The organism is Lentzea sp. NPDC055074 (assembly GCF_053608005.1).
The window spans coordinates 471,989-498,911 of sequence record NZ_JBSGUQ010000002.1; the positions used below are offsets into that span (position 1 = coordinate 471,989).

Below are 26,923 nucleotides of genomic sequence, written 5' to 3' on the forward strand. Positions count from 1 at the left end.
CCGCTTCCGACGCTAGGAACGCGCCGCGCCCGAGGACGCGGTCGTTGGTCCCGCCCCGTCCGGGTCCTTGGCACCCACGTGCAGCACGGCCTGAGGGAATCCGGCGAGCTCGTGCTTCTCGATCAGGCCGGCCCGCCACGTCTGGCGGTGCATGAGGTGGACCACCGGCCGGACCCTCGTGCCCGCCGACCGGGCCGCCAGCACCGCCGCCTGCAGTGCCGCCCCACCGCGCACGTGGTCAGGGCGCGCGTCCCCCACCGTGACGACGACCAGCGTGTCGTCGGCGACGCGGTGCAGTTCGGTGCCCGCCCAGTGGTTCGCCGTCACCAGGTCCCGCGCGTCGCCGTCGCCGGTGCCGTCAGGCAGCCGGATCGCCCGGTGCTGCCCGAGTTCCTCCTCTCCGGGAGGCTGACGGCGGTCGGCCTTGACGACCGCGAGCAGCTCGCGGCTGGCGTGGTCGAGCGGGAACACGACCTTCGCGTGCCAGCCGGAGGCCCTGACCGCGAGCACCACGTGCTCCAGGGCGGCCCCGCACGTGAGCAGCCGGTCCATGCCCAGCGGGTCGCGCAACGACCTGTGCGGCACCTCGTACAGGAAGACCGACCGGCCGTGCATCTCCAGCACCCACGGCCTGCCCGCGCTGTACACCGGCGCCTTGCGCGCCGCCTCGACGATCGCCGCTGCCTCTCCCGGGTTCCACCTCATGCCCCGACCATCCCGCCCGCGGCCCGGTCCTCGACAGGGCGCACCGGCTCACCCGGCGCGGGCCCTTGGACTCTCGGCCTGGACACCTGCGCCGCCACACCCTGTAAGCCCCGGACGAGGAGGTTTTCATGAGCACCGCCAAGAAGTGGAGCGTCGAGCTGCTCATCGACGAGCACGAGGGCCGTACCAGGGCCGAGGCGCGCCTGCACACGCAGGACCCGACGCACCTGGTCGGTGTCGGCACGGCCCGGCTCAACCCGGCGGACCAGGACGTGCCGGAGATCGGCGACGAGCTCGCCGCGTCCCGCGCCCTGGCCGACCTCGCGCACCGGCTGCTCGACACGGCCGCGAACGACATCGAGGGCGTCACCGGGACACCCGCACGGCGCAGCGAGTGAGGCGGACATGATGTGGTACTACGGCGGCGCCCCGATGAGCTGGGGCGGGATCGTCATGATGTCACTGGGCATGATCATCTTTTGGAGCACGCTCGCAGTGGCGGGCGTCCTGGTGCTGCGCAGGACCGCGGAGGCGGGCCGGCGTGGCTCCGCGCTGCGTATCCTGGAGGAGCGGCTGGCCAGGGGCGAGATCGACACCGAGGAGTTCGACCGCGTGCGGAAGACCCTGAGCACTCGTTGATCAGAGTCTTTGGACCCTGTGTACGCCCCCGCGGCCAGGGGATCGTCCATTGTGTTGTCGGCGGGCGAAGGGTGGTCAGCGGTGGTATCGCGTGTGTTCCTGGTGGACGACCACGAGGTGGTCCGCGTCGGGATCAGGGAACTTCTCAGCGCCTCCGAGGACCTCGAGGTCGTCGGTGAGGCTTCTTCGGTCACCGAGGCGCTCACCAGGGTGCCGGCGGTGGCACCGGACGTGGCCGTGCTCGACGTGCGGCTGCCCGACGGCAACGGCATCGAGCTGTGCCGTGAGCTGATGTCCCGGCTGCCGGACCTCAAGTGCCTGATGCTGACGTCGTTCACCGACGACGAGGCGCTGTTCGACGCGATCATGGCCGGTGCGTCGGGGTTCGTGCTCAAGCGCATCGTGGGAAGCGACCTCACCAACGCCGTGAAGACGGTCGCGGCCGGGCAGTCCCTGCTCGACGCGCGCTCGACCGCCGCGCTGCTGAACCGGATCCGGCGCGAACGCGAGCAGGGCGACCCGGTGCGCTCCCTCACCGAGCAGGAGCGCACGGTGCTGGACCTGATCGGCGAGGGCCTGACCAACCGGCAGATCGCAGACAAGATGTTCCTGGCGGAGAAGACCGTCAAGAACTACGTGTCCCACCTGCTCGCCAAGCTCGGCCTGGAACGCCGCACGCAGGCCGCCGTGCTCGCGTCCAAGCTCGCCGCGCCGCCCGAGCCGCGCGAGGACGGCTAGGGCCCTCCGGCACGCCTGCCGCGGCTGGAGCCTGTGCCGAAGCCCGGTTCGACGGGAGTCGCGCTCGAGGTGGTGCGGCCTCAGGCCCGGCTGTCGCGGACCGAACTCCGGCACAGGCCCTAGTCCAGAGGGACCTGCCAGGTCACCCGTGTGCCGCCGCCGGGTTCGTCCGCGACGGCACACGTCCCGCCGTACCCCTCGGCGCGCTGCTCCAGGTTGCGCAGCCCGCTGCGGGCGACGTGCGGCGGCATGCCGACTCCGTTGTCCACCATGGAGATGACCAGCGCGTCCCCCGCCTCGACGGTGAGCGTGAGGTCGGTGGCGTGGGAGTGCCGCAACGCGTTGCTGACCATTTCGCGGACCACGGCCTCGGCGTGCTCGCCGATGTGGTCGGGCACCAGGTTGTCGATCGTGCCGCTCATCCGCACGGCGGGCGTCAGCGCGGCACCCTCGGTGAGCTCGGCGACGATGTCCAGCAACCTGCGGCGCAGACCCGTGTCGCCCATGTCCGCCTGCAGGTCGAAGATCGACGTCCGGATCTCCAGCACCGTCTGGTCGAGCTGGTTCACGGCCTTCTGCACCCGCTTGCGGGCCTCGGGGTGGTTCACCCAGGTCAGCGAGCCCTGCAGGCTCATGCCGGTGGCGAAGAGCCGCTGGATGACGTGGTCGTGCAGGTCGCGGGCGATGCGGTCGCGGTCCGCCAGCACGTCGACGAGCCGGCGCGCCTTCTGGTTCTCGGCGAACTCCAGCGCCACCACGGCCTGGTCCGCCAGCGACGCCAGCAACGGCATGAGGTCAGCGTTGAACGGCGTGGTGCCCTTCTCCCGCACGCACACCAGCAGGCCGGCCACCGCCGCACCGGCGCGCATCGGCACGATCACGCAGGCTCCCAGTTCGGTGCCGCCGGAACCGAAGAGCCCTTCGACCTCCTCGGCGAGCGCGGGTGCCCCGGTCTCCAGCACCTCGGCCAGCAGGGTCCCGCGCGGGTCGATCGCCCCGTCCGCCAGCGCGGCACCGGCCTGGGCGGCGGGCCGCAGCCGGTCGGTTCCCTCGGTGAGCAGCACCATCGCACTGCAACCCGACGTCAGCTCCACCGAGCGCTGGGCGATCAGGTTCAGCGCGTCGTCTCCCGAGGCACCGCCCAGCAGTTGCGAGTTGATCTCCGCGGTCGCTTCCAGCCACCGCTCGCGCATCCGGGACCGCTCGAACAGACGCGCGTTCTCGATCGCCACACCGGCCGCCGCCGCGAGCGCCTCCAGCACCACCTCGTCGTCGGCGGTGAAGTCCTCGCCGTTGTTCTTCTCGGTCATGTACAGGTTGCCGAAGATCTCGTCGCGCACCCGGACCGGCACACCGAGGAAGCTGTGCATCGGCGGGTGGTTCGCCGGGAAACCCACCGACGCCGCGTGCTCGGCGATGTCGTGCAGCCTGATCGCCCTCGGTTCCTTGATGAGCAACCCCAGCAGCCCCTTGCCCTCGGGGAGATGGCCCATCTTCGAGCGGGTCTCGGGATCGATGCCCACGTAGACGAACTGCGAGAGGTTGTCCCGCTGTCCCAGCACTCCCAGCGCGCCGTACCGCGCGCCCACGAGCTCGACAGCGGCCTGCACGATGCGCTGCAGCGTCGAGTCGAGCTCCAGTCCCGCGCCGACGGCCAGGACCGCGTCGAGCAGTCCCTGCATCTTGTCGCGTGTGGAGCCGATCTCGGCCAGCCGTTCCCGCATCTCGTCGAGCAGTTCGTCCAGGCGCAAACCACCGAGCAGGCTGCGTGCCCGGCTCTCTCCTGAACCAGTCATGGATCACACCTTGCCGCAGTCGTTGTCACAACACCAGGCGGTCCCTGGCAGCTCGGGACCTTCGGCCGTGTGATCGTGGCCCCCCAGGAGTGAGGGTGGATCGCACCACGATCTTCCGGATACACATGAGGTGAAGGCATGACCGAGGTGTCCTCGGCGCTGGGGCTGGCCCCTGACCAGGTGCGGACCGTTCTCGAGGCCGCGTCGCTCGCGCCGTCGGTGCACAACAGCCAGCCGTGGCGGTTCCGTCTGCTGCCAGACCGCATAGAACTGCACGCGGACATGGGACGCCGTCTCCCCGCGACCGATCCGGACGCGCGGGAGCTGCGACTGTCCTGTGGTGCGGCGCTCTTCAACCTCCGCATGGCGTTGCAAGGGCTCGGGGTTCGCCCGCTGGTCACCCTCCTGCCTGGTCAGGCCGCACCGGGTGCGCTCGCCACGATCCGCCGGGGTGGCGTGTTCCGGCCGGACGACGAGAGTCGTGCCCTGCTGCGCGCCGTTCCCGCACGCCGGACCAACCGCCGCCCGTTCTTCGAGTCCGGGGTGGACGGACGCCAGCGGCACGCGCTGGTGCGGGCAGCCGAGCTGGAACGCTCGTGGCTGCACGTCGTCGCCACCCGCGGGGACGTCGCCCGGCTGAAGCACCTCGTGCGGCGCGCCCACCAGATCCAGCTGGAAGACCAGGACGTCCAGGTGGAACTCCGGTCCCTCACCGGTCACCGGCCAGGTGCCCACGACGGTGTGCCGCCCGCCTCCGCGGGAGTCCGCCCGCAGGCGCAGGACGAGTGGGCGTTCCGCGACTTCGACCCCGGCCAGGAGCACGATCGCCTGCCCGGCAAGGACTACGAGTCCAATCCGCTGGTGCTCGTCGTCTGCTCGCACTACAACGGACCGCTGGGCGAACTGCAGGCCGGACAGGCAATGCAGCGGGTGCTGCTCACCGCGACCACCCTCGGGCTGTCCGCTTCGTTCCTCTCCCAGCCGATCGAGGTGCGCAGCGTGCGCGAGGAGCTCCGCCGGGAGCTCGGCGGGGTGCTGGTCCCGCAGACCGTGCTGCGCATCGGTTTCAGCTCTCCCGTTCCCGCCACACCGCGGTTCCCGGTCACCGAACTGCTGCTGGAGCCGTCCCCCTCGGTGAACTGAGCCGATCACACCAGAACCTGTTCGCCGTCACGCGGGACCACGGCGATCCAGCCGTGCTCGGATTCCAGGCGCTGGGCCAGCGTTTCGGCCCCCGCCGGTTCGCCGTGCACCACGTACGCCGTGCCCGGTGCCGGGCCGGTGGCCGCCCACGTCAGCAGTTCGTCCGCGTCGGCGTGGGCGCTGAACGCGTCCAGCACCCGCACCTCGGCCTTCACCGGCACGTAACGGCCGTGGATCTTGATCTCGCGGGCGCCGCTGGCCAGCTGCCGCGCCCGTGTGCCGGCTGCCGCGTACCCGACGACGACGATCGTGTGCCGGCTGTCGGGCAGCATCGACTTCAGGTGGTGCAGCACCCGCCCGCCGGTGGCCATGCCGGAGGCCGAGATGATGATCGACGGGGTCCTCGGGTTGTTGGCCTGCATCGACTGGGTCGCGGTGTGCAGCTCCGCGAGCCGGCCGGGGTCGAACGCGTCGTCGCCGTCCAGCAGTTCGGGACGGATCTCCGCCCACCTCTTCGCCACCGCCTGCCGGTAGACCCGCAGCGACGCGAGCGCCATCGGGCTGTCGACGAGCACCGGCAGGTCCGGGATCTCGCCCGCAGACACGAGTTTGGCCAGTTCGACGAGGATCACCTCGGTCCGGTCCACCGCGAACGCGGGGATCAGCACGCTGCCACCCCGTGCGGCCGTGCGGCGGATGGTGTTCGCGAACAGCGCGGTCGCCGCGGCGTCGTCGTGCCGGCGGTCGCCGTAGGTCGACTCGATCAGCAACGTGTCGCACGCGGGCCTCGGTTGCGGTGGCAGCAGCACCCGGTGGGCCGGCCTGCCCAGGTCACCGCTCACGACCGCGCTGCGGTCGCCGAACGTGAGGTGGGCCCACGCCGATCCGAGGATGTGTCCGGCGCGGCCGAACTCCAGGTCGACGCCGTCGGCCACGGCGCGGACCGTCCCGAAGTCGATCGGCCGGAACAGCCGGGAGGCGCGGTCGGCGTCGTCCGCGTCGTAGAGCGGTAGCGCGGGCCGGTGCTTGGTCCACCCCGCCTCGTTGGCCTGACGGGCCTCCTCCACCATCAGGTGGGCACTGTCGGCCAGCACGATCGCGGCCAGGTCCGCGGTGCCCTCGGTGGTGAACACCGGTCCGCGCCACCCGTTGCGCACCAGCACCGGCAGGTAGCCGCAGTGGTCGAGGTGGGCGTGGGTGAGCACGACGGCGTCCAGGCGGTCGAGGTCGAGCGGTGGCTGCTTCCAGTTCCGCCGTCGCAGCGGCGCGAGGCCTTGGAACAGCCCGCAGTCGACCAGGACCTGCGAACCGCCCGTGTCGAACAGGTACTTGCTGCCGGTGACCGTGCCAGCGCCACCGAGGAACGTCAGCGTGCTCATCCTCAGCCTCCTCGTACTCGCCGACCACACGGTCCCTTCCTCCCTGCTCCGTTCCCAGCGGCGCGCGACCCTGCCTGAGCAGGACCTTCGTCCCGGGGCAGCGGCCTGCTTTGCGCCCTGGGCACGCCGCCCGCCGCGAGCGACCGTGAGGACATGGAACCTGTCGTGGTGATCGCAGACGGCTCCCCTTGGGACGAGGCAGCCGCGCGTTGGGCCCGTGCGCACGCAGAACTGGTCGACGCCGAGGTGGAGGCCCATCGGCCGCAGGACCACTTCCACGCCCAGCTCGTCGTCCTGGGCTACCAGCACCGCACCGGCTCACCGCTCGGGCTCGGCAAGCACGTCCTCCCCTCGGTCTGCGCGACCTTCTGCGACACGGTGGTCGTGCGCGGCACGGCTGCCGCGCTGCGCGGCGAGCACGGCCGCGTCACCGCGCTGGTGAGCGGCGGCCAGGACGACGAGCTCGTGCTCGCGGCCGCCGCGGACTTCGCCCTGCGGCGCGGAGCCGTGCTGCGGCTGCTGAACGCCGCTCCGCCGCCCGTGCTGCGCGAGGACCTCGACGAGGACCACAGCTGGGTGCTCGCCAAGTCCGCCGCGTTCCTGGGCGGGTTCCCGCACACCGCCGTGCTCGTGCGGCGGCAACCGCACGAGGCCATCAGCCGCTGCACCGACAGCGACCTGCTCGTCGTCGGTCCCGGTGAGACCCGCGCCTGCGGAGCGGTGACCAGGGCGGCGTTGCACCACGCGCCGTGCCCCGTTCTCGTGGTGCACCGACCCGTACAGGAGGAACGCCGTGGCACCCCTTCCGTCCCCGCTCCTCGTCGACCGGTTCGCACCTCGGTGTGAGTTCGGCCGTACCGACCACGTTGTCGTCGAGGCCGATCCCGCGACGGCGTTCCAGGCCGTGCACGACCTGGACCTGACCGAACTGCACGGGTTCCTGGTCACGGCCGCGGTGCGGTTGCGCGAGCTGCCCGAAGCCTGGCGCGAGCGCGACCGCCGGACGCCCCGGCGGCGGACCCGCCTGACCATCAACGACCTCGCGACGGGCTCCGACTGGGTCGTGCTGGGCGAGCAGCCCGGTCAGGAGATCGTCTTCGGAGCGATCGGCAAGGTGTGGCAGCCGGTCGTGAAGTGGGTCCCCGTGGAGGCACGCGACTTCACCGACTTCGCCGAACCCGGTTACGCCAAGGTCGTCTGCTCGATCTCGGTCCTCCCGTACGGCGAGCGGCGCTCGCTCGTCACCGCGGAGACGCGGGTCGTGCTCACGGACCCGCACGCGTGGCTCAGCTTCCGCCGCTACTGGCGGATCAGCACACCGTTCATCGGCGTCATCAGCCGCGCGGTCCTGCGCACCGTCAAGCACTCCGCCGAGACCGGAGGTCCGCGATGAACGTCGTCAGCACCAGTCAGCTCACCAAGCGCTACGGCAGGACCACGGCCCTGCACGACCTGAACCTGGAAGTGCGCCAGGGTGAGGTCTACGGGTTGCTCGGGCCGAACGGCGCCGGCAAGACCACCACCCTGCGCCTGCTCATCGACGTCATCAGGCCGACGCGCGGCGGCATCACGCTGTTCGGTGAGTCGATGTCGCCCCGGCTGCGCGGCCGCATCGGTTACCTGCCGGGAGAACTGGTGCTCTACGACCGTCTCACCGGCGCCGACTACCTGCGGTTCTGCGGAGCGTTGCGCGACCACGCGGACCTCGGCGAGGCGACGACGCTCGCGAAGCGCCTCGACCTGGACCTGGACCGCCGCACGGACGAGCTCTCCAAGGGCAACCGGCAGAAGCTCGGACTCGTGCAGGCCTTCGCGCACCACCCCGACCTGGTGATCCTCGACGAACCCGCGTCCGGCCTCGACCCGCTCGCGCAACGGGAGTTCCACGCGTACCTGCGCGAGTACACCGACGGCGGCGGCACGGTGTTGTTCTCCTCGCACGTGCTGTCCGAGGTGGAGCACGTGGCGGACCGGGTCGGCATCCTGCTCGCGGGCAGCCTGGTCGTCGAGGACACCGTCGCCTCGCTGAAGGCGAACGCGGTGCGGGAGCTGACGTTCACCTTCGCCGAGGAGGTCGCGGCGGCGTCGTTCAGCGGGATCCCCGGAGTGAAGGCCGTGCGGGCCGACGGAACCGAGGTCAGATGCCGCGTCACCGGCGCCGTCGGAGAGCTCGTCCGCACCGCTGCCCGGTTCCCGTTGCTCAACGTGACCAGCCACGAGCCCGACCTCGAGGACATCTTCGTGCACTACACCGAGGAGCACGGCGATGAAGGCTGAACTGATGGCGAAGTCCCTGCGCGACAACCAGTCTGGCATCATCGGCTGGGGTGTCGCGCTGGTGGCGAGCGTGTTGCTGCAGCTCGCGGTCTACCCCGCCGTCCGCGACGCGGCCGGGGACTTCGAGAAGCTGCTCGACTCCTACCCGGAGGCGTTCAAGGCGCTGTTCAACGTCCAGCAGTCCCTGGCCAGCGGCGTCGGATACCTCCAGGGCGAGGTGTTCGGCTTCCTCGCACCGCTCGTGCTGCTCGGCATCGCGATCGGGCAGGCCGCCAGGGCCACCGCGGCCGAGGAGCAGAGCCACACGATGGACCTGTTGCTGGCCAACCCGATCTCCCGCACCCGTCTCGTGCTGGACAAGGCCGCCGCCGTGCTCACCGCGGTCGCCGTCGTCACCGGTGCGTTCGCCGTCGTGCTCGTCGTCGGCAGCGCCGTCGCGGGCCTGGGCGTGCCGTGGCAGGACCTGCTGGCGGCGGTGCTGGCCAGCGCGGTGGTGGCGCTTCCGTTCGGTGCCGTCGCCCTGCTCGTCGGCGCGCTGACCGGACGACGTGGTCTGGCGATCGGCGTGGCCGTGGGCCTGGCACTGTTCACGTATCTGCTGGACGCCCTGTCCGCGCTCGCCACCGGACTGCGGCCGTGGCGGGTGTTGTCCCCGTTCCACCACGCCGGCGTGAACGAGGCGCTGACGGGCGACCCGAACTGGCTGGGACTGATCGGCCTGCTCGTGCTCACCGCCCTGCTCGTGGCAGGCGCGGCGGCGGCGTTCGAACGCCGCGAGATCAGGAGCTGAGCAGCCGGTGCCGTGCGGCGGCCAGATACGTCGCCGCCGGCATCCCGGCGAACAACCGCCATTCCTGTGACGGTGTCGTGGCCTCGTCGAGGAACCGCAGCGCGGGCTCCGCGGTGCCGTAGCGGAACAACGCACCGAACGCCCGCTCCAGCTGGGCGGGGGCCTTCGTCACCACGTCCAGCAACACGCCGTCGAACATCCGGAACCTCGCCGGCTCCGTCGGCAACGCGAACGGGTGGCCGTTGCGGTGCAACGACTCCGCGATGGCGGCGCTGTCCCGCTGCACGCGCTGGAACGCGAACCCCGTGGACGCCTTGAGCAACCCGCCCTTGGCGCCGATCGTGAGCACGTTGCCGTTCACCCGCCTGGTCTGCCCGGCTCGCAGCGGAAGCACCGCGTGTTCCTCCCGTTCGATCTCGTACCTCCCGGCGCCGACGACCTCGGCGAGGTACTCGGCGAGAGCTTGTCGTTGCGCCGCCTGATCTGTCGCCGCGTCCGGCGCCAGGAACGACGTGTGTTCGACGAGAGCATGATGGGTGTCGTCCGGCAGTACGTACACGAAACTCGCGCCGCGCGCCTGCGGCGTCCGGAAGTCGAACAGCGTCGGCATCTCCGCGTCGAAGGCGGCCCGTTCGGTCCGCACACGCCATCCGCGGAACGCCAGGAGCGCGTCCGCCGTCGGCTCCTCCGCCGGTCCGAGCACGCTGTCGAAGACCCACCGTGCCCGCAGGTGCCGCCCGTCCACCACCACGCCGTCGTCCTCGATCCGATCCACGTGTCCTTCGAGAAAGGTGAAATGCCGCAACGGACCGGTGAACCTCCGCGCGACCGCGGCCAGGTCCGCGCCACGCACCACCCGGTACCGGTAACGGCCGAGGCGCAGCACTTTCGTGGCGCCGTTCACGTGCACCCGGATCTTGTCGAACCACCGGCAGGCCGCGGCGTCCAGCAGGCCGGCCCGATCGCTCCACGAAGCCCATGCCCTGGTGTTCAACGGATCGCGGCCGTCATCGACCACGACCACCGGGTGCCGGTGGTCCATCACGGCGAGGTGTGCCGCGAGACTCAGCCCGCTGAGCCCGGCTCCTGCGATCACGATGCGCGTCATGCCACCACTCTGTGAGGAAACGTCCTCGTCCACCACGGCAAGGAGCACTCGCGAGCTGAGGACCTTCGTCCCTGCGCCTGACGCCGCAGAGGGCGCAACGTTGAGGTGTGGGCACGACGCTGACGACACGCGAGGTCTGGAGGACCTGGTTCGCCAGGGTGACCGCCGGGGAGTTCCTCGGCTTCCTCGCTCCGGCTCTGACCGGCGCGCTGACCTCGTCGGCACTGGTGCTCATCTTCGCCGGCACCGTGGAGGGCGCGGTTCTCGGTGCGGCGCAGTGTCTCGTCCTGCGCCGCACGTTCCCCGGCCTCAGCGCGTCCCGGTGGATCGGCGTCACCGCGCTCACGGCTGGATTCGCCTGGTCCGTCGCACTGCTCGCCGTCGGCAACATCGAGCGCATCGGCGCCCTGGCGTTCCCCGCACAGCTCGCGCTCTTCTCGATCGCAGGCACCGGCGTGTTGCTGTCGATGGGCACAGGTCAATGGCTGGTCCTGCGCCATCACGCCGCCAGAGCGCACCTGTGGGTGGGTGCCAACGCGGTGGCGTGGGCCGCGGGCCTGGTCGTGTTCACGGCGTTCACCACTCCCCTCTGGCAACCGGGTCAGCCTGTTGTGCTGATCGCCCTGATCGGAGCACTCGGAGGTCTGGTGATGGCGGCCACGATGGCGGCGATCACCGGCTCCGCCCTCACCCGTCTCCTCAGACCGGAGCTGACATGAACACGGACAGCTACATCGCCTTCCTGACCATCAGCACGCTGCTGGTCATCGCCGACGCGGCGATCATCACCATCAGCGGGCGCCACTACCTCGCCAGGCGCGGCACGAGCATCGCCGCCGGCTGGCTCACCACCACGCTGTTCGTGCTGATCGTCCTCGGACTCGTCGCCCTGATCTCCACCGTCGACGTGCCGGTCGACGGCCAGCTGCAGCAGCTCGTCACCAAGCTCGGCATCGTGCTGCTCCTCCTCGCATCGGCGCACGCGATCACCATGAGGGTTCTCGCGAGCTACCGCGGTGAAGAGCGTCAGGAACAGCTCGCCGACCAGCTGGCGGAGGAACACGTCGAACGGGACCGCAGCCACAGGCCTTCGGTCACGCCGCCAATCTAGCGTTCAGAGCCCTGTTCGGCGTCATGGGGACACATCCGCTGCCGGGCGGACTACCTCGGCAGGTCGGGTCCTACGGCTCTGAGCGAGCTGCACAGGCCGAAGCACCGTAGAAGCCATGAAGACGACCAACATCGCGGGACTCGCACTGGGCGCCACCGCCGCAGCGGTGGCGTCGTATCCGCTGCTGTGGCGCGAGTGGTGCCTGACTTGGGGCGCGACCGACGACGAGGCCCGGGCCACGTTGCCCGGTGACGACCTGCTGCGCCGACCGGACCTGCTGACCACCCGTGCGATCACCGTCGAGACACCTCCCCGCCGCATCTGGCCGTGGCTGGTGCAGATGGGCAGCGGGCGCGGTGGTGCCTACACCTACGACTGGATCGAGAACCTGTTCGGCCTGAACATGCACAGCGCCGACGAGATCCTCCCGCAGTACCAGGACCTGCACGTCGGTGACGTCCTGCCGGTCGGGGAAGGCGGCCCCGAGCTGCTGGTGGAGATTCTCGAACCCGATCACGCTCTGGTGCTGCGCTCCGACGACGGCCGGTGGGTCTGGGCGTTCGTGCTGCACGAGACCGCCGGCGGGACCAGGCTGATCAGCCGCAACCGCATCGCCGTCCCTGACGCGTCGTTGCCCGCCCGGTGGTTCAACCAGTTCGTGATGGAGCCGGGAAGCCTGGTCATGGAGCAGAAGATGTTGCGCGGCATCAAAGAACGAGCCGAACGGAACCTCCGATGATCGACCGGACAAGCCCCGGCGACATGATGTCGCTGGCCTCGGACATGCAGGTCGGCGCGGTAGTCGTGCTGGAACGGGATCCTGGCGACGTCGAGACCCTGCTCGCGGACCGCGTCCGAGCAGTCCCTCGGCTCCGCCGGCGTCTCGTGTGGGCACCGTTCGGATGTGGCCGCCCCGTCTGGGTCGACGACGCCGGGTTCGACATCGCCAGGCACGTGCATCGCACGGTGTCCCCAGCTCCTGGCGACGAGGCGGCGCTGCTGGACATCGCCTCCTCGCTGGTGATTCGCCCGCTGCCGCGTTCGTCACCGCTCTGGTCGGCGACACTGGCCACCGGGCTGGCGGAGGACAAGGCGGCTCTGATCCTGGTCTTTCACCACGTGTTGTCCGACGGCATCGGCGGCCTCGCCGTGCTGGCGAGCCTCGTAGACGGGGCACCTCATTCCGAGGTCGTGCCGTTTCCCGCCGTCGCGCCTTCGTTCCGTGAACTCGCGAAGGACGCCTGGGCGTCCCGGCTGACGCCGCCTGGGCGCAACCCGGTCGCCGGGTTGCGGTGGCCGTCACCCGGTTCGCGCTGTTCCCTGAACAAACCGACAGGCCCGCGACGGCAGTGGACCATCGCACGGACCAGCGTGTCCCGGCTCCACGCAGCCGCACACCGCTGCGGGGGCACGGTCAACGACGCCCTGCTCACCGCCGTCACGGGTGCACTGGGCACGGTGCTGGAAGGCCGCGGCGACCACGTCACAGAGCTGGTCGTCTCGATTCCCGTGTCAACGCGCCGATCGACCACCGCCGTCCACCTCGGCAACAGCACCGGCGTCATGCCCGTCGCGCTACCGATCGGCGGCGACCGCTGGTCACGTCTGACGCGGATCGCCGCCATCACCCGCTCGCACAAGAAGACGGTCACGTCGGCAACGGCGATCTTCCGGACGCTGAAGTCGCTCGGGACAGCCGACTGGTTCATGAACCACCAACACCTGGTGAACACCTTCGTGACCAACGTGCACGGACCTGATCAGCCCTTGCACCTGGGCGGCGCGCAGATCGTCGGCCTCATCCCGTTGTCGGCCACCACCGGCAACGTGACGGTGGCGTTCGCGGCTTTGTCCTACGTCGACGCGTTCACCATCACCGTGGTCGCCGATCCCGACCACGTGCCCGACCTGCTCGTGCTCACCGAGGCCCTACAGGCCGAGCTCGATCTTCTCGGCTGCGGGACGCGCCGTCCCGATCCCCACGGACCTGAGTGTCGACCGTGATGATCCTGTGGTCTCGTCCGATGTGGAGTCACCGTGCGGGGTCATCGCCAGGCACTGACCGGCACCGTGCTGGTCCACTGCGTGTCTCGCCGCCGGACGCCCGACTCCGCCGCCACCGGCCAGATCATCCGCACCAGCCGTACGAGTCTCTCGGCGGCTCAAAAGTTCTTTCCCGAGCGCACGATCACGCAGCAGGACGCGGCCGTAGGGACCTTTGGACCTGAACGAGTGCGTCCTACGCCTGTGGAGCCTGACCTACACCGACCGGACACTCGGATTTCACAGGTACGAGGAGGGTGAACGTGAAGAGAACGATTCGCACCGCGTTGTCCATCGCCGCGACAGGCTGGTTGATCGCCTCGATCCCGCCCACCGCGGCTTTCGCCGAACAAGCCTCACAGCCGATCGTGCTGCTCCCACCACCAGGATTCCAACAAACGTGGTTGAAGGGCATCAACGATGACGGGATCGTCATCGGCAGCGCCGCGCTGCCGCAGTCGCTCGCGCCGGCCCGCGCACTGCGGTGGAACCTCGCGGGCGAACTCACCGAACTCGACGGCCTGGGTGGTCGCTTCCACGACGCGCACGCGATCAACCGGCACGGCGACGTCGTGGGGTATTCCCAACGCCCCGACGGGTATGTCCGTGCCGTGCGCTGGGACTCGCAGGGCGGTGTCCACGACCTCGGCGTCCTGGCGGGTGACGTCCAGTCCATCGCCTATGACGTGAACGACGCGGGCACGGTCATCGGGGTGTCGTCCCCCAACGAGACCCAGGTCGACGGCAGCACCGCCGTCCTGTGGGACTCGGCGGGTCGCTTGACGATGCTGGATGCGCCGCCCGGCGCGCGGAGCGTCATCGGGTTGGCGCTCAACCGGCACGGCGAGGCGATCGGCACGTACTTCGACTCGACCGGCGCGAACCGCGCGGTCCGCTGGGATCGCGCCGGACACGCGACGGTTCTGGCCAACCTGGGCGGTGACCGCGACGAGGTGGTCGGGCTCGCCGACGACGGCACAGCCGTCGGCATGGTGTACGGCAACACCCACCGTGAGCTCGCCGTGCGCTGGGACCGGGCAGGGCGGCTCACCCCGCTGGCGGAGGAGGCCCAGGCACTGGCCATCGCCGACCGCGGTGGTTCGGTGATCGGGCGTCTGTACGCGGGTGGTGCGCAACGGTGGGATTACGGGCGCGGCCGTGTGGTCGATCTGTTGCCCCCATCAGGTGATGCGTCAGCGTCCGCTGCCGACGTGAACGGCCACGGGGTCGTCGTCGGGGACTACGTCCGGTCACAGGACGCCAACACTGCCGCTGTTCGCTGGGACCGGGCGGGCCGTCCCACCCCGTTGCCGACACCTGTCGACCATGAACGCGCCTGGGCAGCGAAGATCAACGACCGCGGCGACATCGCCGGCGGTGCGTACAGGTCCTACTCCAACTACGTGGTCGTCTGGCCCCGTCACCGCCAGGGCTGAGCCGGCTGGAGGAGCTACCGCAGTGCCGTGCGCGGCGCCCACGACTGGTGCCGACGATGTTCCGTCATCACCGTGACGGCGCTACTTGACTCTTCTCAGCCCTGCTAGATCAACTATCCCGGATAGTTGCCGTTCCAGCGTGTCGCCGCCGAACGTGCTTGCCTGAACCGGTGGTTGCCGTGAGACGCGCCTGCTGAGACAGAAGGGTCATGGCTGACGGCACCCGACCGCGAGATCTCACCGCCACCTCGAACAGCTCGAGGTGACCAGCGGTCTGATCTATGAGGGCATCGGGCGAAAGGTTCACCTGAGCAAGTCCGCGGCGCATCGGTTCTGCAAGGGGGTCGAGCACGCCCCACGCGAGTTCGCGATCGTGGAGCGCATCGTGTCGACATGTGGCGCCAGTTGAGGTCCGCCGCAGTAACGCGGACCGTCGCCCGCCCAGGACGAAGCCGTCGCAGACAGTTCGGTTCAGTCCGCCCAGGGCAGCTTCACCAGCACCTCGTCCACCCCTGCCCGCAGGAACTGGTCCCGCCGGGACGCCTGCCGGATCACCGCGGTCACCGCGACGGACTCGGTGAGGCTGCGCACGGCGATCGCGGTGAGCAACCCGTCGTCGTCCGGCGCGGCGATGATCACGCGCGCCGCGGACGGGACCCCAGCACGCCGCAGGTCGCCGGGGTCCCGCCCGTCTCCGCGCAACGCCTTGGCGCCGTTGGCGAGGGCGGCGGTCAACGCGAACGCGTCCACGTCCAGCACCACGAGATCGTCCGTCGCGTCGGACGAGCAGAGGTGCCGCAGCGCATCCACCGCCATCGCGCCGTACCCGACCACCACGACATGGCCTGACATCAGCAGACCATCGGGTGCCGCCATCGCGGCCGTGGTGCGTGCTTCACAACGAGAGCATCCACGACAGTGACTGAGCTTCGGGAACTGTTGGTGTGCGGATGCACACCAACACAAGCCGACGTGTCGCGTCGTCGCAGCGAAACTTGGCCCGCGGCAACAACCCCGGCGGCTCCCACCACCGCGTCATCGGGATGTCTTGTCCGCCGCCGCGGGGGCTCTCGCTCCCCTCTCCCGGCACGAGAGCCCCCGCATCCTCCGACAGGTCGCGCGTCACTGAACCGCGAGCTGGATGTTCGCCGGGGTGGTGCCGACCACCCGGATCGTGAACTTCTTGAGGGTGGCGCCGTAGTTGATGATCCGCTCGTAGGCCTGGTGGGTCGGGGCCTGGACCGAACAGCTCGCGACAGCGCAGTTGCCGGCGTAGGTGGGTCCCACGGCTCGTCCGTCCGCCCACCACGACCAGCTGTAGTAGCCCGAGCCGATCGAGAACGTCGCTCCGGCGTAGAACTCCGGTTTGGCCGCCACGTCGTGGACCTGTCCGAACTGGATGGAGCTCGCTGCCTGTGCGGGTGCGCCGGTGAAGCACAGGAGCGCGACCGCTCCCGCCGTGGCGACCGCCCCGATCTTCGTCCTCGTCATGGTCCGCTCCTGGTTCGCCGATGTCCTTTGCCTGCAGCGCAACGGTCGCAGAGCACGACCGGCAGGACGCTGAGCGGAACGCGGCAATCGGGGACGGCTTTCCGCCCGTCGCGGATGGAGGTGCCGCGCGACGCACCTCGGAATCCCCTAACGAACGGCGACCACGCCGAACCGGCGGGCGCTTAGCGTGGCGCTCAACTCGTTGGCGTTCAAGGAGGTCGGCACGCATGCAGCACAGCAGCACCATCCCGGCGAGGCTGCTGGCGTTCGCGCTGCGCGATGACAGCGGCCCGCCCGAGGCGTCGGAACGGCGGTGGCAGCGCAAGCTGCACACGTTCAGCCGGACGATCGCCAACCGCGCCCACACCGGGTGTTCCTCACTCCAGCAAGCACTCCTCGCCGTGCGGAGGCTGGAACTGCTCGTGCAGAGGGATGTGTGGCCGGCGTCCCCGACTGGCGATCTCGCCCGTGCGGCGGCACGGTCCGAACAGGTGGCCGAACGGTGCGCGCAGCTGCGGTCCTCGGTGCTGCTGCTCCTGCTGCGACAGGCGGGAGAGCACGGCACTGCGGAACGAGGACTCTGGGCGCAGGCTCTGCTCGTTGACCCCGGCACCGCTCACGCCGTCGCAGAGGTGCTCGGTACACCGCTCCCCCGCCGGTGGGTGGTCACCGTCACCGCTGACGCGCAGGTCGCCCGACACCTGGCCGAGCCGGGCCACCTGATCACCCCGCACGAGGACGTGTGGTGCGTCCTCCCCGCCTGCACCGGCCCAGACGAGGAGCAGTCGGCTCGTCGCACCGCCGCGAACGCGCACCCGGTCGTCGTCGGGCTGACCGGGCCGGTCCGGTCGGAGGACCTGCCGGACGCGGTGCGGCGGGCCGCCGCGTTCGCCTCGCTCGGTCGCGCGGGTGGGCTGGCCGGGGTGGTGACCGGGTTCGACGTCGTGGTGGAGGAGTCGGTGGCCTCCGACACCGAGGTGTACGCACGGGTCGCCGCCTTGGTGACACGCCTCCACGCCGCGGGGGCTCACCTGGTGGAGTCGTTGGAGGCCCTGTACGACCACGATCTGAGCCGCACCAGGGCCGCGCAGGCGTTGGGCGTGCACCGCAGCACGCTCGAGTACCGGCTGCAACGGGTCCGCCGGCTCACCGGTGTCTGCCCCGCGTCCACCCGCGGGGTGTTGCTGTTCTCGACCGCGTTGACGGTGGCGCGGGCGCGAGGCCGGCGGCGGCTCGCAGGCTGACCCTCAGGCGGTCACGGGTGGCCAGTCCGCGGTCTTCAGCCACCCGTGGTGGTAGGCGAAGGACGTGAGGTGGGCGCGGTCGCTCGTGCCGGTCGACCGGAGCAAGCGCGTGACGTGGTACTCGACCGCCTGCCTGCTCACGCCGAGCGCTCCGGCGATCTGGTGGTTCGTCCTCCCCGAGGCGATCAGCTCGACGATCCTCCTCCGCACCGCCGACACCTCGCGCACCGCCGGCAGGACCGGGCGGCCTCGCACCGATCGCACGTGCCAGGTCGTCCGCCGTGCTTCGGCCCACACGCGCACGAGAGTGATCTCGGCCGACAGCACGCTGCCGCACGACGCCCGCGAGATGTCGACCGAGAACCGCTCGACGTCTCCGGAACGTGCCAGGCAGCGCGCACACGCCCTGTCGCGGGCGGCGTCGCGGGCGGACAGGAAGTCGTACCAGGACCGCCCGAGCAGCGCTCTGCCCGGTGTGCCGACCAGATCGCTGAACGACGCGCTGACCGCCACCAGCACTCCAGCGGTCGTGGTGATCACCTGCGCCGAAGTGGAGGCGTCAGGCAGTGCGTGGTCGGGGAGACAGCTTGGTCCGGGCATGTCCACTCCTGGTGTCGAACGCCCCCGCGACGCGGTGACTCGGCGTGGTCACAGCCGACGTTCCCGGTGACCGCGAGTGCGGGCAAGGGAGAGCAACGGTGCATCCGCACACCACCCGACCAGCGGAGGCGGCATTGGGAGGCAACGCTCCCGGTCGGTGATTCACGTGTGCATGACCAGGCGTCATGCCTGCTTATCCGCATTTCTGCCCGGACCTCGGCTGCCCCTAGCTTGGGAGTGCACGAACTGCGGCAGCGGGAACGGGGGCGACACCATGCGGACACCGGTCACAGCGAGCGGGACAGCAGGGCACGGGGATTTGTTCGCCCTGCTGAGAGAAGCCCTTAACGTCCACAACGGACACACGTCCCAACCGCACGACCTGGTGCTGCAGCACGTCGCCCGTTGCGTGTCCGCCAGGTTGCAGCAGGTCGCCGGTCCTCCCCGGACAGAGGAGACCACACCTCTCGTCGACCACTTCGTGGCCTCGGCACTGGCGGGAAACGATGTCGGAGGCACCACCGCGGTTCTGCGGGCGGCTTTGCACGCCGTCCTGCACCACCTGTGGGACCGGGCCGCACCGGACGACCAGCCGCGTCTGCGTGAGGTCGGAGCGTGGTGCGCCGCGCTCGAGTCGGTCGTCACCCGCACTGCTCGGCACGCCCTGGCCCGTGCGAGCTCGTCACAGGTTTCGTGGCGCACGGCCAGGTCACGGCTCACGACCGCGTTGGTGGAGGGCGGGCAGATCTGTCCCGCCACCGCGAGACAGGCGGGGATCGCGGTCGCTGGCACGTACGTGGTCGTCTACCTGCTCGCCCCTCCCGACCTCGTGCTCTCAGACCTGATGTGCGAGCAGGAGGACGTGCTGAGCTCGTCGGACGGCCGCAACCTGGTGGTGCTGCTCTCCGGCTCGCCACCGCGCACCACCGTGGACGCGCTCATCGGCGATCTCACCGCCGGCCTCGGTTCGCCGGTGAGCGCGGGCGTGTCCCTCCTCCCCCGTTCGCCGAGCGGGATTCCCGCCGCGGTGGCCGAGGCGCGCACCACTGCCGTGCTGGCCGCCGCCGCGGAGCAGCACGGTGGCTGCGCCCTCGACGACGTGCTCGTGGAGCGGGCGCTGTCCCGCGACGAGACGGCGAGGCGGCACCTGTCCAGCCTGCTGACCGCGCTGTCAGGCGGCCCGGACCTCTTGACCACCCTGGAGACGCTCTACCGACACGACCTCGACAGGACGGCTGCCTCAGCGGCCATGCACGTGCACCGCGCGACGCTGGACTACCGCCTCAAGAAGATCGAGGAGATGTGCGGGGTGCACCCGCTCACGACCCGAGGGGTGCGTCTGCTCTCCTCGGCACTGTTCACTTCGCGGTTCGACGCCGCCCCGCACCACAGTGCATCCGCACACCACGACACCACGTCACGCGGCCTCCGCTCGTGATCACATGCTGGGGGCCGGCGTGCGCACAGGGGAAGGGCGGGCCATGACCGCGTTGCGGGTCGTCCACGAGACAGGTTCGGGCGCGGTGCCGGCGTGGGACGATCTCAGAGCGTTCCTCGCCGTGGCCAGGACCGGCAACTTCACCAGAGCAGCAGAGGAGTTGCACACCTCCCAGTCCACGGTGACGCGGCAGGTCCAACGGCTCGAACGGCAGCTGGGAACCGCGTTGTTCGGCCGTACCCGCAGGGAGGTCTGGCTCACCGCGGAGGGCCGGACGCTGCTGAAGTGGGTCGCGCAGATGGAGGACAACGCGCTGCGCGGCGTCGCCGCCTGCACGCGACCGTTGCCTGCCGAGGTTCACCTAGCCAGCTACTCCCACTCGGTGGGCCATCTCATGGAGGAGCTGGAGGCGGAGTCCTCACAGGTCGAGTGGCACGTGGCCACACTCCCACCGGAACTCGCGCTGCACCAGCTCGCACGGGACGAGGTGCACGCGGCACTCTGCTACGCGACGGCCTCACAGTCCGCCGACACTCCCTCCTCCTTGGAGGGTCTCGCTGTGCAAGACCTCGTGCGGGAGCCCGTGTGGCTCGCGCTTCCGCTCGGGCACCGGCTCGCCACGCGTACTTCAGTTGCTCCGACGGATCTCTCGCGGGAGAAGTGGATCTCCGCTGGACGCGGCCCGCTTCACGAGATGCTTGCGGAGATGTGCTCCGCCGCGGGATTCGTCCCCGACGTGCGCCACGTCGCCGAGGACCCGTCGACCGTCGGCGCTTTGCTCTCCCACGGCAAGGCCCTCTCCCTCAGTTCGCCCACCATCGACCCCAGGGGCGAGTTCCTGTTGAAGCCGCTGGAGGCCGGCCCTACCCGGCGGATCTTCCTCGCGTGGAAGCCGGAACGGCTGCGACCCGAGGCGGCGTCGGTCGTGCTCGCCGCGGCCCGCCGGTGGTATCGACGGCGGGCCGCGACCAACCCCGCCTACCTCGCCCTGCTGAACTCCCAGCGCTAGGCGAGGCGCCGGGAGCGGATCACCGGGACCGGAGGTAGACGTTGTAGTACCGGTGGTACTGGCTGCCGGTGACGGTGGTCGTGCCGCAGAAACCCTTGTCCCACGGCCCTCCCACGACCACCTTCTCGCGGACGACCGCGTCGCAGGTCTCCTGGTTCCAGTAGGAGCCCGCCGGGTAGTGGCGGCCGTCGCGGACCTGGCCGGACGGGTTCTGCGAGTTGAACCACGTGCACCAGTCACCGCTGGCCGGCGGCGGGGTGGTGCACGCGGGTGGTTGCGGGTCGAGCGTCGGCCATTCGCTCGCCGACGCGACGGCGGGGGCGCAGACCGCACCAACCGCCAAGATCACCGGGACTGCCCTCGACAGCACCACGAGCCACCTCCTGGGGTTCATTTCCACGAATACGATGTGCCCCAACGGAACCACCTCGGTCCGGCTTCGGGGATCCGCAAGTCGCGCAAGTGGCACGACACGATCCGCCAAGCGTGCAGAGACCGCGTGGCCGTCCACTCGGCACAGTCGGACCGATCTCGTCCCCTTTCAGAGGAGTCCACGTGAGAAGGTCGATCCGAGTCGGCGCGGTCCTGCTGACGACCGCCCTGAGCGCACTCGGCCTCGCGGGTACCGCGAACGCCGGGCAGTACAACGACATCGCCACCCAGACCGTGCACAGCGCCGCGTGCCCGGAGGCGTACCAGACGCTCGTCGCCTGGAACTCGTCCTCCGCAAGGCCCGGGCAGGTGGAAGCGTCCACGACGGCGAACAACGCGTTCACCGCCAACGACTGCGCCGCGGGCACCGTGCTGGCGCAGCGGTTCCTCGTGGGCTACGAGGACGGGAGGCTCGTCGACTACGGCGTGCGCACGGCGACGGTGAGGGACACGGCGTACACCTGGTCGATCGGCCAGAACGCCACCTTCGACTATTCGGCTGTCGCGTACTTCCAGCTGAACAGCTGGACGTGCACGTCCGGCGCGTGCTCACGGGTCCACTACGCCCAGGTGTTCACCGACGGCCGCACCAGCACCGGAATCGCCTGACAGCACACGGGAAGGGCGGGGTCACGTCGTGGCCCCGCCCTTCCCGTCGTTCAGCACACCTCGGCGTAGAACGTGATGGGACCGTTGATCTGTTTGTACGCCGGAGCCGGTCTCACCTCTGCCGAGGAGAAGGAGAACCCGCGTCACGCCGTGGTCGTTGACCGGACGCGGGAAGCGGGCGGTGACGAGGTAAGTACCGGGGTTGTCCGCAGGCAGGGTCAGCTGCGGTGTGCCGGACGGTCCGTGCGCGGCATCCATGCGCGCGGTGCGGAACCTGGTGGCGAGATTCCTGTTCTGGCCGATGCCGGACGGACCAGCACGAACCCGAGGATTCGAACTACCGGCACGAGCAGGTGTCGAGCCGGTCCGCGAGAACAGACCCAACTCGGGAGTCCTCATGAAATTCTCCTTGCGCCTCGTCCCCGTCGTGCTGGTGGCGCTCGCCTCCGCAGTGCTCGGTGCCGCGCCGTCGTCGGCCGCACCACAGGCACCTCAGTCACCGCAGGCGGCGGCGAGCGCGAGTTCCGACCTGTGCGCGCCGTTCGGCTGCTACGTGTCCAACAAGAAGTTCGTCGGGTTCTACACGGTTCCGGGCGCGTCGCCGCTGTGTTCCGCCTCCGCGGTCGGAGCGGGCACGATCACGTGCGGCTACAACCGCACCTACACCGTGACCGCCGGCGTCAACGCCAGCGTCAACGTGACCCTGATCAAGGACTCGCTGCAGACGACCTTCGGCGTGGACGCCAGCCTCTCGAAGAGCATCGCGATCACCAACGGGTGCACGGCGACGGTCGGTGCCCGCGGTGGCCGGGTGTGGGGCGTGCCCGAGTACTCGAAGTACGAGTACCTCGTGCGCAACAGGGCCGTCGGGGGCGGTGGCGCGAACGACGTCGTGGTCGGCAACGGCTGGATCGGCGTGCCGACCGGCATGAAGTGCTACTTCGTGCAGAACTGACCCACGCCTCACGCCGGGGTGCGGTGCCGGACGGCGCCGCACCCCGTTCCTTCGCGTCACGAGGTGACGACCAGCATCCAGGCGGCTCCACGCCGGTGGTGGTGACGGCACTCCTCCAGTGACGCCGCGACGTTCCTCCGCGCCAGGTCGTCGACGAGCGCAGTGAGCTCGGCGCCTTCCACCACTGGGAAGACCCTCACTTCGCCGTGCGTGACGTGCACGAGCCTGAGGAGGAACTCCACCAACTCGTCCCCTTCGGGGGCATCGGGCCTCGCGTGCACGAAGTGGTTGACCAGGGTCAGCGCGAAGTGGCCCGCCGGCACGTCCAGTCCGTCGTCCGGAAGCCGGTAGTTGCGCCCTTCCGGGTGGTAGTCCACGACGAACCAGTGCGCGTTGTCCGTCCACGTGGAGAAGAACTTCTCGGGATCGCGCGCGATCAGGGGGCGGAAGAGCTCGGGCTGCCGCAACGCTTTCGCCGCTTCCTGCCGCGCGGTGCGGCGCACCGCGTCCAGCAGCACCGCACCGGGCACACCGTAGAGCGGGTCGAGGGCCACGACCTGGCCGCCCCGGGACCGCAGTTGCGCGCCGAACGTGCCGGCGGCTCCTCCGACGTCCAGGATCGGGCCTGTCTGCAGGTCGGCCGCGGACAGCGCGAACATCGAGCAGTAGTCGTGCAGGTCGTGCGACCGCACGGCGATCGCGTGCGGCACCCCGGTGCGATCGAGTGCTCTTCGTGAGGTCACGTGCCGTCCCGATGGCGCGGTCGCTGACGCTGCGGCGGTCGCAGTCGCGGCCCTCATTGCACCTCGAGCCGGTAGCGGGCCGCTCACCCACGAGTGTGCATCCGCACTCTTGATCACCCCGATCGGCCGTTGCCGTTGTGTGCGAACCACGTCAGGAATGGACGATGGGAACGCAGAGCGACGGAGTGGTGGCTGGAGGGGTCGGAAGACTGATGGGCGACGCTGGGCAGCACACCCGGTTCGACGCGTTCATGCGGCTCGCACCGGTCGGCGCGTGGATCAAGGACAAGGCCCACCGCTACGTGTGGGCCAACGAACTGCACCTGCGGCATCTCGGCGGACTGACGCTGCAGGACGTCGTCGGGCGCACGGCGGAGGAGCTCGGTGCCCCTTGGCACACCAGGGATTCCGACGCCGAGGACGACACGGCACTGCGCCTGGACACGCCGCTCGAGGTGCGCGGGGACTACGTCGTCGACGGCACGCGCAGGATCCAGAAAGGACAGGTCTTCCGACTGTTCCCGAGCGGTGACGCGGACGAGGAGGGCCTGCTGGCCGGGGTGTTCACCGACGTGACCGAGCTCGAACAGGCGCGGTCGGCGGCCGCGGTCGCGCACGACCGGTTCGAGGCGTTCATGCGGCACGTTCCCGCGGCCGCCTACATCAAGGACTCCGAAGGCAGGCACGTCTGGGCCAACCCCACGTACCTCGCGTTCTACCGCACGACCCTCGGCGAACTGGTCGGCATGTCCACCCGCGACCTCGACCCGCCGGAGCTCGCGACCGGCAACCTCGCGGAGGACGAGGCCACGCTGCGCGGCCGCACCGCCCGCCGGATCCGCAACGACGGCTCACACGGCGAGGCCTGCGCCACCGGCTACCGGTTCCCGTTGCCGTTGCCCGACGGGCAGACCGGGCTGGCCGGCATCTGGATCGACACGACCGAGCTGCACCAGGTTCGCACTGAGCTGGGCCGCTGGCGCGACCGCTACCGCACCCTCTTCGACCGCAATCCGACACCGATGGCGATCACCGACCTCGACGGGGTCGTGCTCGACGCGAACCCCGCCTTCTGCGAACTGCTCGGCCTGCGCGCCTCCCAGCTGCGCGACCGCCACGTCCGCGAGTTCTCCGAAGCGGGCCAGGAGGACACCGAGCACAACGCCCTCGTGGACATCATGGCGCGGCGCACCACCACCGCGAGGTTCCGCAAGACGTACGTGCGGGCGACGGACCAGGCGCGCACGCCGGTCGACATCACCGCCATCCGGGTCACCGACCCGACCGACCGCGCCGACACCATCGTCGGCATCGCACAACCCCTGGCACCGCCGGAGACACCGCGCACGACGCTGCAGCTGTCCCCGACCGAGGCCGCTGTCCTCGCCCTGCGTGCAGAGGGCCGCGCCCTCACCGACATCGCCGCCCACCTCGACATGACGCGCCGCGGCGTCGACTACCACCTGCGCCAGCTGGCCAGGAAGCTGCGCTGCCCCGCGAACAACGCCGGGGCGATCACCGCCCGCGCCTACCACCTCGGCGTGCTGACCCCCGATTCGTGGCCGCCCGTCGTGGTGGCGAGGCACCTGCGTTCCGAGGACGGGGCCAGCTCGCGATGAACGACACGGTCCGCAGGAGGGTCGTGTCGCCGCATGACGTCTGGCGGCCGTGGTCGTGGACGTACCTGGCGAGCTTGGTGCGGCCGTCGGTAGAGGCTCGCATGTCACGAGCTGGTCGGCTTCGGCAGGCGACGAGCCGTGGCGCCGACCACGAGCACCCGTCCCGCAGGCCGCCGACGCAGCTGGGCACAACGCCTGCAGGGCGTCCAGTCCCGCCGACGACAGCGCCTTGCCTCCCGCGGGCGCACCGCGAGAGGCAAGGACCGCACGGCGCAGCAGCACACTGATCGGTTCCGCGGCGCCGGTTCGTCCGCATAGCGTTCCCGTGGGGAACCTCGCTCAAGGTCTTGCAACGAGAACTCCCTGCCGAGGACCACACGGTGTTGGTCACCACGGCCAGAGGTGGTCGTTCTCAGATCACCTCAACCGGCCTTGATCGACACCCTGGAGCGCAGTGGCACGCACAGCACACCAGAACGGGCTCAGCACGACCGCCGCGGTCAGCGCATGTAGACGCGGTAATTTTTGATTTCAACCTCACCGAACGCACCAGTGCTCCAGAACTCCGCCCCTCCGAGGATGCTGCCGGTGAATTGAGTGCTCGACGAGATCATCACTCCACTGTTGCGCAGTTCGCTCACCAGAAAAGGAACGTTGATGTAGAAATCGAGCCAGGGTGCGGAACTGAGACCACCTGAACCCGCCCCGCCCCGGCACGGCCAGTCGTTCGAGGCTCCGTTCGCCGGCACGCTCCACCTGCCCGGGAACTGGAACACGCGCTCCTTCTCACGTGGAGGGTTGTTGTTGCCGCCGCGACGCATCAGCTCGGCTTCCGTGGTCCAGGACCCGCCGGGCGTCGCGATGGTCAACCTGTCGCGAGGCGCCGCCGAACCGACGTGCGACAGCAGGTCCACGTTGATCTCGCCTTTGCCGTAGACCGGATCGACGAACTGGACGTAGCTCGGCACCCGACCGTAGGCCTCGTTTCCCCCGCAGAATTGACCCCTGAGCTGAACCTGAATGCCGGCAATCTGGTCCAGCGCCGGCCAAACGGCAGGCGAACCGCCCTGCGGAGCCGACTGGATGGTGTTCTGCAAACCGAGGTACTTGTAGGCGCCGTACGTGGACAGATGCGCGACCCATTCATTCTGATAGCGCCAGTCGAACTGATTGGAGCAAGGCCCACCCGGATTGCCGACGCACTCGTTGGAGTTGACATTGGAGACGGCGGCGATCTGATAGGCGTTGGGATTGCCGCAGGCATCTCCCCAGCAGAAATGGCCACCACTGATGGCTTTCGCGTTGGGAGTGTTGAAATAGGCGTCCCAGCCAGGCTTCACGCTTGACGCGTACGCCGTTGCACTTGAGCCCTGCATCAGACCCGACGAGACAGCCAGCACGGCGGTCAACAGGATCGAAAGTCGACGCAATACGAATCTGGGTGATTTCTTCACACCAGTTCCCTTCTTTCAGCGAAACCTGGTTGACGGACTCTGTTGATCAGCCGCGAACATGCGAACGCCCTGAACCACGGCACTGAGCGATCGGGTCCGCAGCCCGAGCCTCACGAGCCGACGCAGCGATACCCACAAACCGCGGCTGGAGCATCAGACGTATC

At 69.8% G+C, this 26,923-nt stretch carries 29 protein-coding genes; 19 read left to right on the forward strand and 10 right to left on the reverse strand.

Going from position 1 to position 26,923, the window contains the following annotated elements:
- Window positions 1-12: 12 nt before the first annotated feature.
- Window positions 13-705 (reverse strand): hypothetical protein, encoded by a 693-nt coding sequence (locus tag ACWF7A_RS06315; protein ID WP_452249362.1) that lies wholly within the window; start codon window positions 703-705, stop codon window positions 13-15.
- A gap of 128 nt (window positions 706-833) precedes the next feature.
- On the opposite strand from ACWF7A_RS06315, the gene ACWF7A_RS06320 reads away from it, so the two are divergent.
- The 3 genes from ACWF7A_RS06320 (at window position 834) to ACWF7A_RS06330 (ending at window position 2,082) form a co-directional block, all read left to right on the forward strand.
- A complete protein-coding gene (locus ACWF7A_RS06320; protein WP_452249363.1) occupies window positions 834-1,103 on the forward strand; it encodes a DUF1876 domain-containing protein in 270 nt (89 codons plus the stop codon).
- 7 nt (window positions 1,104-1,110) lie between these two features.
- Window positions 1,111-1,344, forward strand: coding sequence for an SHOCT domain-containing protein (locus tag ACWF7A_RS06325; RefSeq protein WP_452249364.1), 234 nt, complete (start codon window positions 1,111-1,113; stop codon window positions 1,342-1,344).
- Between the two features lie 81 nt (window positions 1,345-1,425).
- Window positions 1,426-2,082 (forward strand): response regulator, encoded by a 657-nt coding sequence (locus ACWF7A_RS06330; RefSeq protein WP_452249365.1) that lies wholly within the window; start codon window positions 1,426-1,428, stop codon window positions 2,080-2,082.
- Window positions 2,083-2,201: 119 nt separating this feature from the next.
- Here ACWF7A_RS06330 and ACWF7A_RS06335 read toward each other — a convergent pair whose 3' ends face one another.
- Window positions 2,202-3,878, reverse strand: coding sequence for a GAF domain-containing sensor histidine kinase (locus ACWF7A_RS06335; RefSeq protein ID WP_452249366.1), 1,677 nt, complete (start codon window positions 3,876-3,878; stop codon window positions 2,202-2,204).
- A gap of 138 nt (window positions 3,879-4,016) precedes the next feature.
- Between ACWF7A_RS06335 and ACWF7A_RS06340 the strand changes: the two genes are divergently transcribed.
- Window positions 4,017-5,021: an Acg family FMN-binding oxidoreductase gene (locus ACWF7A_RS06340; RefSeq protein WP_452249367.1), complete on the forward strand. Its 1,005-nt coding sequence runs from the start codon at window positions 4,017-4,019 to the stop codon at window positions 5,019-5,021.
- Window positions 5,022-5,026: 5 nt separating this feature from the next.
- Here ACWF7A_RS06340 and ACWF7A_RS06345 read toward each other — a convergent pair whose 3' ends face one another.
- Window positions 5,027-6,400, reverse strand: a complete 1,374-nt coding sequence (locus ACWF7A_RS06345) for an MBL fold metallo-hydrolase RNA specificity domain-containing protein (RefSeq protein ID WP_452249368.1) — start codon at window positions 6,398-6,400, stop codon at window positions 5,027-5,029.
- A 153-nt stretch (window positions 6,401-6,553) separates the two neighbouring features.
- Here ACWF7A_RS06345 and ACWF7A_RS06350 point away from each other — a divergent pair, with 153 nt between their 5' ends.
- From ACWF7A_RS06350 to ACWF7A_RS06365, 4 genes are read left to right on the forward strand one after another with little or no spacing between them, the layout of a single operon-like run.
- Window positions 6,554-7,246, forward strand: coding sequence for a universal stress protein (locus tag ACWF7A_RS06350; RefSeq protein WP_452249369.1), 693 nt, complete (start codon window positions 6,554-6,556; stop codon window positions 7,244-7,246).
- Window positions 7,194-7,793: a hypothetical protein gene (locus ACWF7A_RS06355; RefSeq protein ID WP_452249370.1), complete on the forward strand. Its 600-nt coding sequence runs from the start codon at window positions 7,194-7,196 to the stop codon at window positions 7,791-7,793. The genes ACWF7A_RS06350 and ACWF7A_RS06355 overlap by 53 nt, the downstream gene beginning before the upstream one ends.
- A complete protein-coding gene (locus tag ACWF7A_RS06360) occupies window positions 7,790-8,677 on the forward strand; it encodes an ABC transporter ATP-binding protein (protein WP_452249371.1) in 888 nt (295 codons plus the stop codon). Before ACWF7A_RS06355 ends, ACWF7A_RS06360 begins: the two co-directional genes overlap by 4 nt.
- Window positions 8,667-9,467, forward strand: a complete 801-nt coding sequence (locus tag ACWF7A_RS06365; RefSeq protein ID WP_452249372.1) for an ABC transporter permease subunit — start codon at window positions 8,667-8,669, stop codon at window positions 9,465-9,467. The genes ACWF7A_RS06360 and ACWF7A_RS06365 overlap by 11 nt, the downstream gene beginning before the upstream one ends.
- On the opposite strand, the gene ACWF7A_RS06370 is transcribed toward ACWF7A_RS06365, so the two are convergent.
- On the reverse strand, window positions 9,457-10,575 hold the full coding sequence (locus ACWF7A_RS06370) for a lycopene cyclase family protein (protein WP_452249373.1): 1,119 nt from the start codon (window positions 10,573-10,575) through the stop codon (window positions 9,457-9,459). The two genes, ACWF7A_RS06365 and ACWF7A_RS06370, sit on opposite strands and share 11 nt — an antisense overlap.
- 107 nt (window positions 10,576-10,682) lie before the next feature.
- Here ACWF7A_RS06370 and ACWF7A_RS06375 point away from each other — a divergent pair, with 107 nt between their 5' ends.
- The 5 genes from ACWF7A_RS06375 to ACWF7A_RS06395 all read left to right on the forward strand — a co-directional run bounded on the left by ACWF7A_RS06375 (window position 10,683) and on the right by ACWF7A_RS06395 (window position 15,165).
- The gene (locus tag ACWF7A_RS06375) at window positions 10,683-11,294 is read left to right on the forward strand and encodes a hypothetical protein (RefSeq protein ID WP_452249374.1); all 612 of its coding nucleotides are present in this window, start codon (window positions 10,683-10,685) and stop codon (window positions 11,292-11,294) included.
- A complete protein-coding gene (locus ACWF7A_RS06380) occupies window positions 11,291-11,686 on the forward strand; it encodes a hypothetical protein (RefSeq protein WP_452249375.1) in 396 nt (131 codons plus the stop codon). The genes ACWF7A_RS06375 and ACWF7A_RS06380 overlap by 4 nt, the downstream gene beginning before the upstream one ends.
- 115 nt (window positions 11,687-11,801) lie before the next feature.
- Complete coding sequence (locus tag ACWF7A_RS06385) at window positions 11,802-12,425, forward strand: SRPBCC family protein (protein WP_452249376.1); 624 nt, start codon at window positions 11,802-11,804, stop codon at window positions 12,423-12,425.
- Complete coding sequence (locus tag ACWF7A_RS06390) at window positions 12,422-13,690, forward strand: wax ester/triacylglycerol synthase domain-containing protein (protein WP_452249377.1); 1,269 nt, start codon at window positions 12,422-12,424, stop codon at window positions 13,688-13,690. Before ACWF7A_RS06385 ends, ACWF7A_RS06390 begins: the two co-directional genes overlap by 4 nt.
- 302 nt (window positions 13,691-13,992) lie before the next feature.
- The gene (locus tag ACWF7A_RS06395; protein WP_452249378.1) at window positions 13,993-15,165 is read left to right on the forward strand and encodes a hypothetical protein; all 1,173 of its coding nucleotides are present in this window, start codon (window positions 13,993-13,995) and stop codon (window positions 15,163-15,165) included.
- A 471-nt stretch (window positions 15,166-15,636) separates the two neighbouring features.
- Here the strand turns inward: ACWF7A_RS06395 and ACWF7A_RS06400 are convergent, their stop codons facing one another.
- Together ACWF7A_RS06400 and ACWF7A_RS06405 are read right to left on the reverse strand one after the other, a co-directional pair.
- Complete coding sequence (locus tag ACWF7A_RS06400) at window positions 15,637-16,017, reverse strand: NAD-binding protein (RefSeq protein ID WP_452249379.1); 381 nt, start codon at window positions 16,015-16,017, stop codon at window positions 15,637-15,639.
- A gap of 270 nt (window positions 16,018-16,287) precedes the next feature.
- Window positions 16,288-16,656: a hypothetical protein gene (locus ACWF7A_RS06405; RefSeq protein ID WP_452249380.1), complete on the reverse strand. Its 369-nt coding sequence runs from the start codon at window positions 16,654-16,656 to the stop codon at window positions 16,288-16,290.
- 227 nt (window positions 16,657-16,883) lie between these two features.
- Here ACWF7A_RS06405 and ACWF7A_RS06410 point away from each other — a divergent pair, with 227 nt between their 5' ends.
- Window positions 16,884-17,900 (forward strand): PucR family transcriptional regulator, encoded by a 1,017-nt coding sequence (locus ACWF7A_RS06410; protein WP_452249381.1) that lies wholly within the window; start codon window positions 16,884-16,886, stop codon window positions 17,898-17,900.
- Window positions 17,901-17,903: 3 nt separating this feature from the next.
- On the opposite strand, the gene ACWF7A_RS06415 is transcribed toward ACWF7A_RS06410, so the two are convergent.
- Window positions 17,904-18,500, reverse strand: a complete 597-nt coding sequence (locus ACWF7A_RS06415) for a LuxR C-terminal-related transcriptional regulator (protein ID WP_452249382.1) — start codon at window positions 18,498-18,500, stop codon at window positions 17,904-17,906.
- 409 nt (window positions 18,501-18,909) lie between these two features.
- On the opposite strand from ACWF7A_RS06415, the gene ACWF7A_RS06420 reads away from it, so the two are divergent.
- On the forward strand, window positions 18,910-19,938 hold the full coding sequence (locus ACWF7A_RS06420) for a PucR family transcriptional regulator (RefSeq protein ID WP_452249383.1): 1,029 nt from the start codon (window positions 18,910-18,912) through the stop codon (window positions 19,936-19,938).
- 43 nt (window positions 19,939-19,981) lie between these two features.
- Entirely contained in the window at window positions 19,982-20,947 is a 966-nt protein-coding gene (locus ACWF7A_RS06425) for a LysR family transcriptional regulator (protein WP_452249384.1), read from the forward strand.
- 19 nt (window positions 20,948-20,966) lie between these two features.
- Here ACWF7A_RS06425 and ACWF7A_RS06430 read toward each other — a convergent pair whose 3' ends face one another.
- A complete protein-coding gene (locus ACWF7A_RS06430) occupies window positions 20,967-21,296 on the reverse strand; it encodes a hypothetical protein (RefSeq protein ID WP_452249385.1) in 330 nt (109 codons plus the stop codon).
- Between the two features lie 206 nt (window positions 21,297-21,502).
- Between ACWF7A_RS06430 and ACWF7A_RS06435 the strand changes: the two genes are divergently transcribed.
- Both ACWF7A_RS06435 and ACWF7A_RS06440 read left to right on the forward strand, forming a co-directional pair.
- On the forward strand, window positions 21,503-21,988 hold the full coding sequence (locus ACWF7A_RS06435; protein WP_452249386.1) for a hypothetical protein: 486 nt from the start codon (window positions 21,503-21,505) through the stop codon (window positions 21,986-21,988).
- A gap of 397 nt (window positions 21,989-22,385) precedes the next feature.
- Window positions 22,386-22,943, forward strand: coding sequence for a hypothetical protein (locus ACWF7A_RS06440; protein ID WP_452249387.1), 558 nt, complete (start codon window positions 22,386-22,388; stop codon window positions 22,941-22,943).
- A 56-nt stretch (window positions 22,944-22,999) separates the two neighbouring features.
- Here ACWF7A_RS06440 and ACWF7A_RS06445 read toward each other — a convergent pair whose 3' ends face one another.
- Window positions 23,000-23,686 carry a hypothetical protein gene (locus ACWF7A_RS06445; RefSeq protein ID WP_452249388.1) on the reverse strand — a complete coding sequence of 229 codons (687 nt, stop codon included), beginning with the start codon at window positions 23,684-23,686 and terminating at the stop codon, window positions 23,000-23,002.
- A 212-nt stretch (window positions 23,687-23,898) separates the two neighbouring features.
- On the opposite strand from ACWF7A_RS06445, the gene ACWF7A_RS06450 reads away from it, so the two are divergent.
- Complete coding sequence (locus ACWF7A_RS06450; protein WP_452249389.1) at window positions 23,899-25,305, forward strand: PAS domain-containing protein; 1,407 nt, start codon at window positions 23,899-23,901, stop codon at window positions 25,303-25,305.
- A gap of 500 nt (window positions 25,306-25,805) precedes the next feature.
- Here ACWF7A_RS06450 and ACWF7A_RS06455 read toward each other — a convergent pair whose 3' ends face one another.
- Complete coding sequence (locus ACWF7A_RS06455) at window positions 25,806-26,759, reverse strand: hypothetical protein (protein ID WP_452249390.1); 954 nt, start codon at window positions 26,757-26,759, stop codon at window positions 25,806-25,808.
- Window positions 26,760-26,923: the final 164 nt, after the last annotated feature.

Excerpts from the sequence above, each read along its gene's own strand:
- ACWF7A_RS06315 (WP_452249362.1), bottom strand. The coding sequence starts at position 705 with ATGAGGTGGAACCCGGGAGAGGCAGCGGCGATCGTCGAGGCGGCGCGC.
- ACWF7A_RS06320 (WP_452249363.1), top strand. The coding sequence starts at position 834 with ATGAGCACCGCCAAGAAGTGGAGCGTCGAGCTGCTCATCGACGAGCAC.
- ACWF7A_RS06325 (WP_452249364.1), top strand. The coding sequence starts at position 1,111 with ATGATGTGGTACTACGGCGGCGCCCCGATGAGCTGGGGCGGGATCGTC.
- ACWF7A_RS06335 (WP_452249366.1), bottom strand. The coding sequence starts at position 3,878 with ATGACTGGTTCAGGAGAGAGCCGGGCACGCAGCCTGCTCGGTGGTTTG.
- ACWF7A_RS06340 (WP_452249367.1), top strand. The coding sequence starts at position 4,017 with ATGACCGAGGTGTCCTCGGCGCTGGGGCTGGCCCCTGACCAGGTGCGG.
- ACWF7A_RS06345 (WP_452249368.1), bottom strand. The coding sequence starts at position 6,400 with ATGAGCACGCTGACGTTCCTCGGTGGCGCTGGCACGGTCACCGGCAGC.
- ACWF7A_RS06350 (WP_452249369.1), top strand. The coding sequence starts at position 6,554 with ATGGAACCTGTCGTGGTGATCGCAGACGGCTCCCCTTGGGACGAGGCA.
- ACWF7A_RS06360 (WP_452249371.1), top strand. The coding sequence starts at position 7,790 with ATGAACGTCGTCAGCACCAGTCAGCTCACCAAGCGCTACGGCAGGACC.
- ACWF7A_RS06365 (WP_452249372.1), top strand. The coding sequence starts at position 8,667 with ATGAAGGCTGAACTGATGGCGAAGTCCCTGCGCGACAACCAGTCTGGC.
- ACWF7A_RS06370 (WP_452249373.1), bottom strand. The coding sequence starts at position 10,575 with ATGACGCGCATCGTGATCGCAGGAGCCGGGCTCAGCGGGCTGAGTCTC.
- ACWF7A_RS06380 (WP_452249375.1), top strand. The coding sequence starts at position 11,291 with ATGAACACGGACAGCTACATCGCCTTCCTGACCATCAGCACGCTGCTG.
- ACWF7A_RS06385 (WP_452249376.1), top strand. The coding sequence starts at position 11,802 with ATGAAGACGACCAACATCGCGGGACTCGCACTGGGCGCCACCGCCGCA.
- ACWF7A_RS06390 (WP_452249377.1), top strand. The coding sequence starts at position 12,422 with ATGATCGACCGGACAAGCCCCGGCGACATGATGTCGCTGGCCTCGGAC.
- ACWF7A_RS06400 (WP_452249379.1), bottom strand. The coding sequence starts at position 16,017 with ATGTCAGGCCATGTCGTGGTGGTCGGGTACGGCGCGATGGCGGTGGAT.
- ACWF7A_RS06405 (WP_452249380.1), bottom strand. The coding sequence starts at position 16,656 with ATGACGAGGACGAAGATCGGGGCGGTCGCCACGGCGGGAGCGGTCGCG.
- ACWF7A_RS06410 (WP_452249381.1), top strand. The coding sequence starts at position 16,884 with ATGCAGCACAGCAGCACCATCCCGGCGAGGCTGCTGGCGTTCGCGCTG.
- ACWF7A_RS06415 (WP_452249382.1), bottom strand. The coding sequence starts at position 18,500 with ATGCCCGGACCAAGCTGTCTCCCCGACCACGCACTGCCTGACGCCTCC.
- ACWF7A_RS06425 (WP_452249384.1), top strand. The coding sequence starts at position 19,982 with ATGACCGCGTTGCGGGTCGTCCACGAGACAGGTTCGGGCGCGGTGCCG.
- ACWF7A_RS06440 (WP_452249387.1), top strand. The coding sequence starts at position 22,386 with ATGAAATTCTCCTTGCGCCTCGTCCCCGTCGTGCTGGTGGCGCTCGCC.
- ACWF7A_RS06450 (WP_452249389.1), top strand. The coding sequence starts at position 23,899 with ATGGGCGACGCTGGGCAGCACACCCGGTTCGACGCGTTCATGCGGCTC.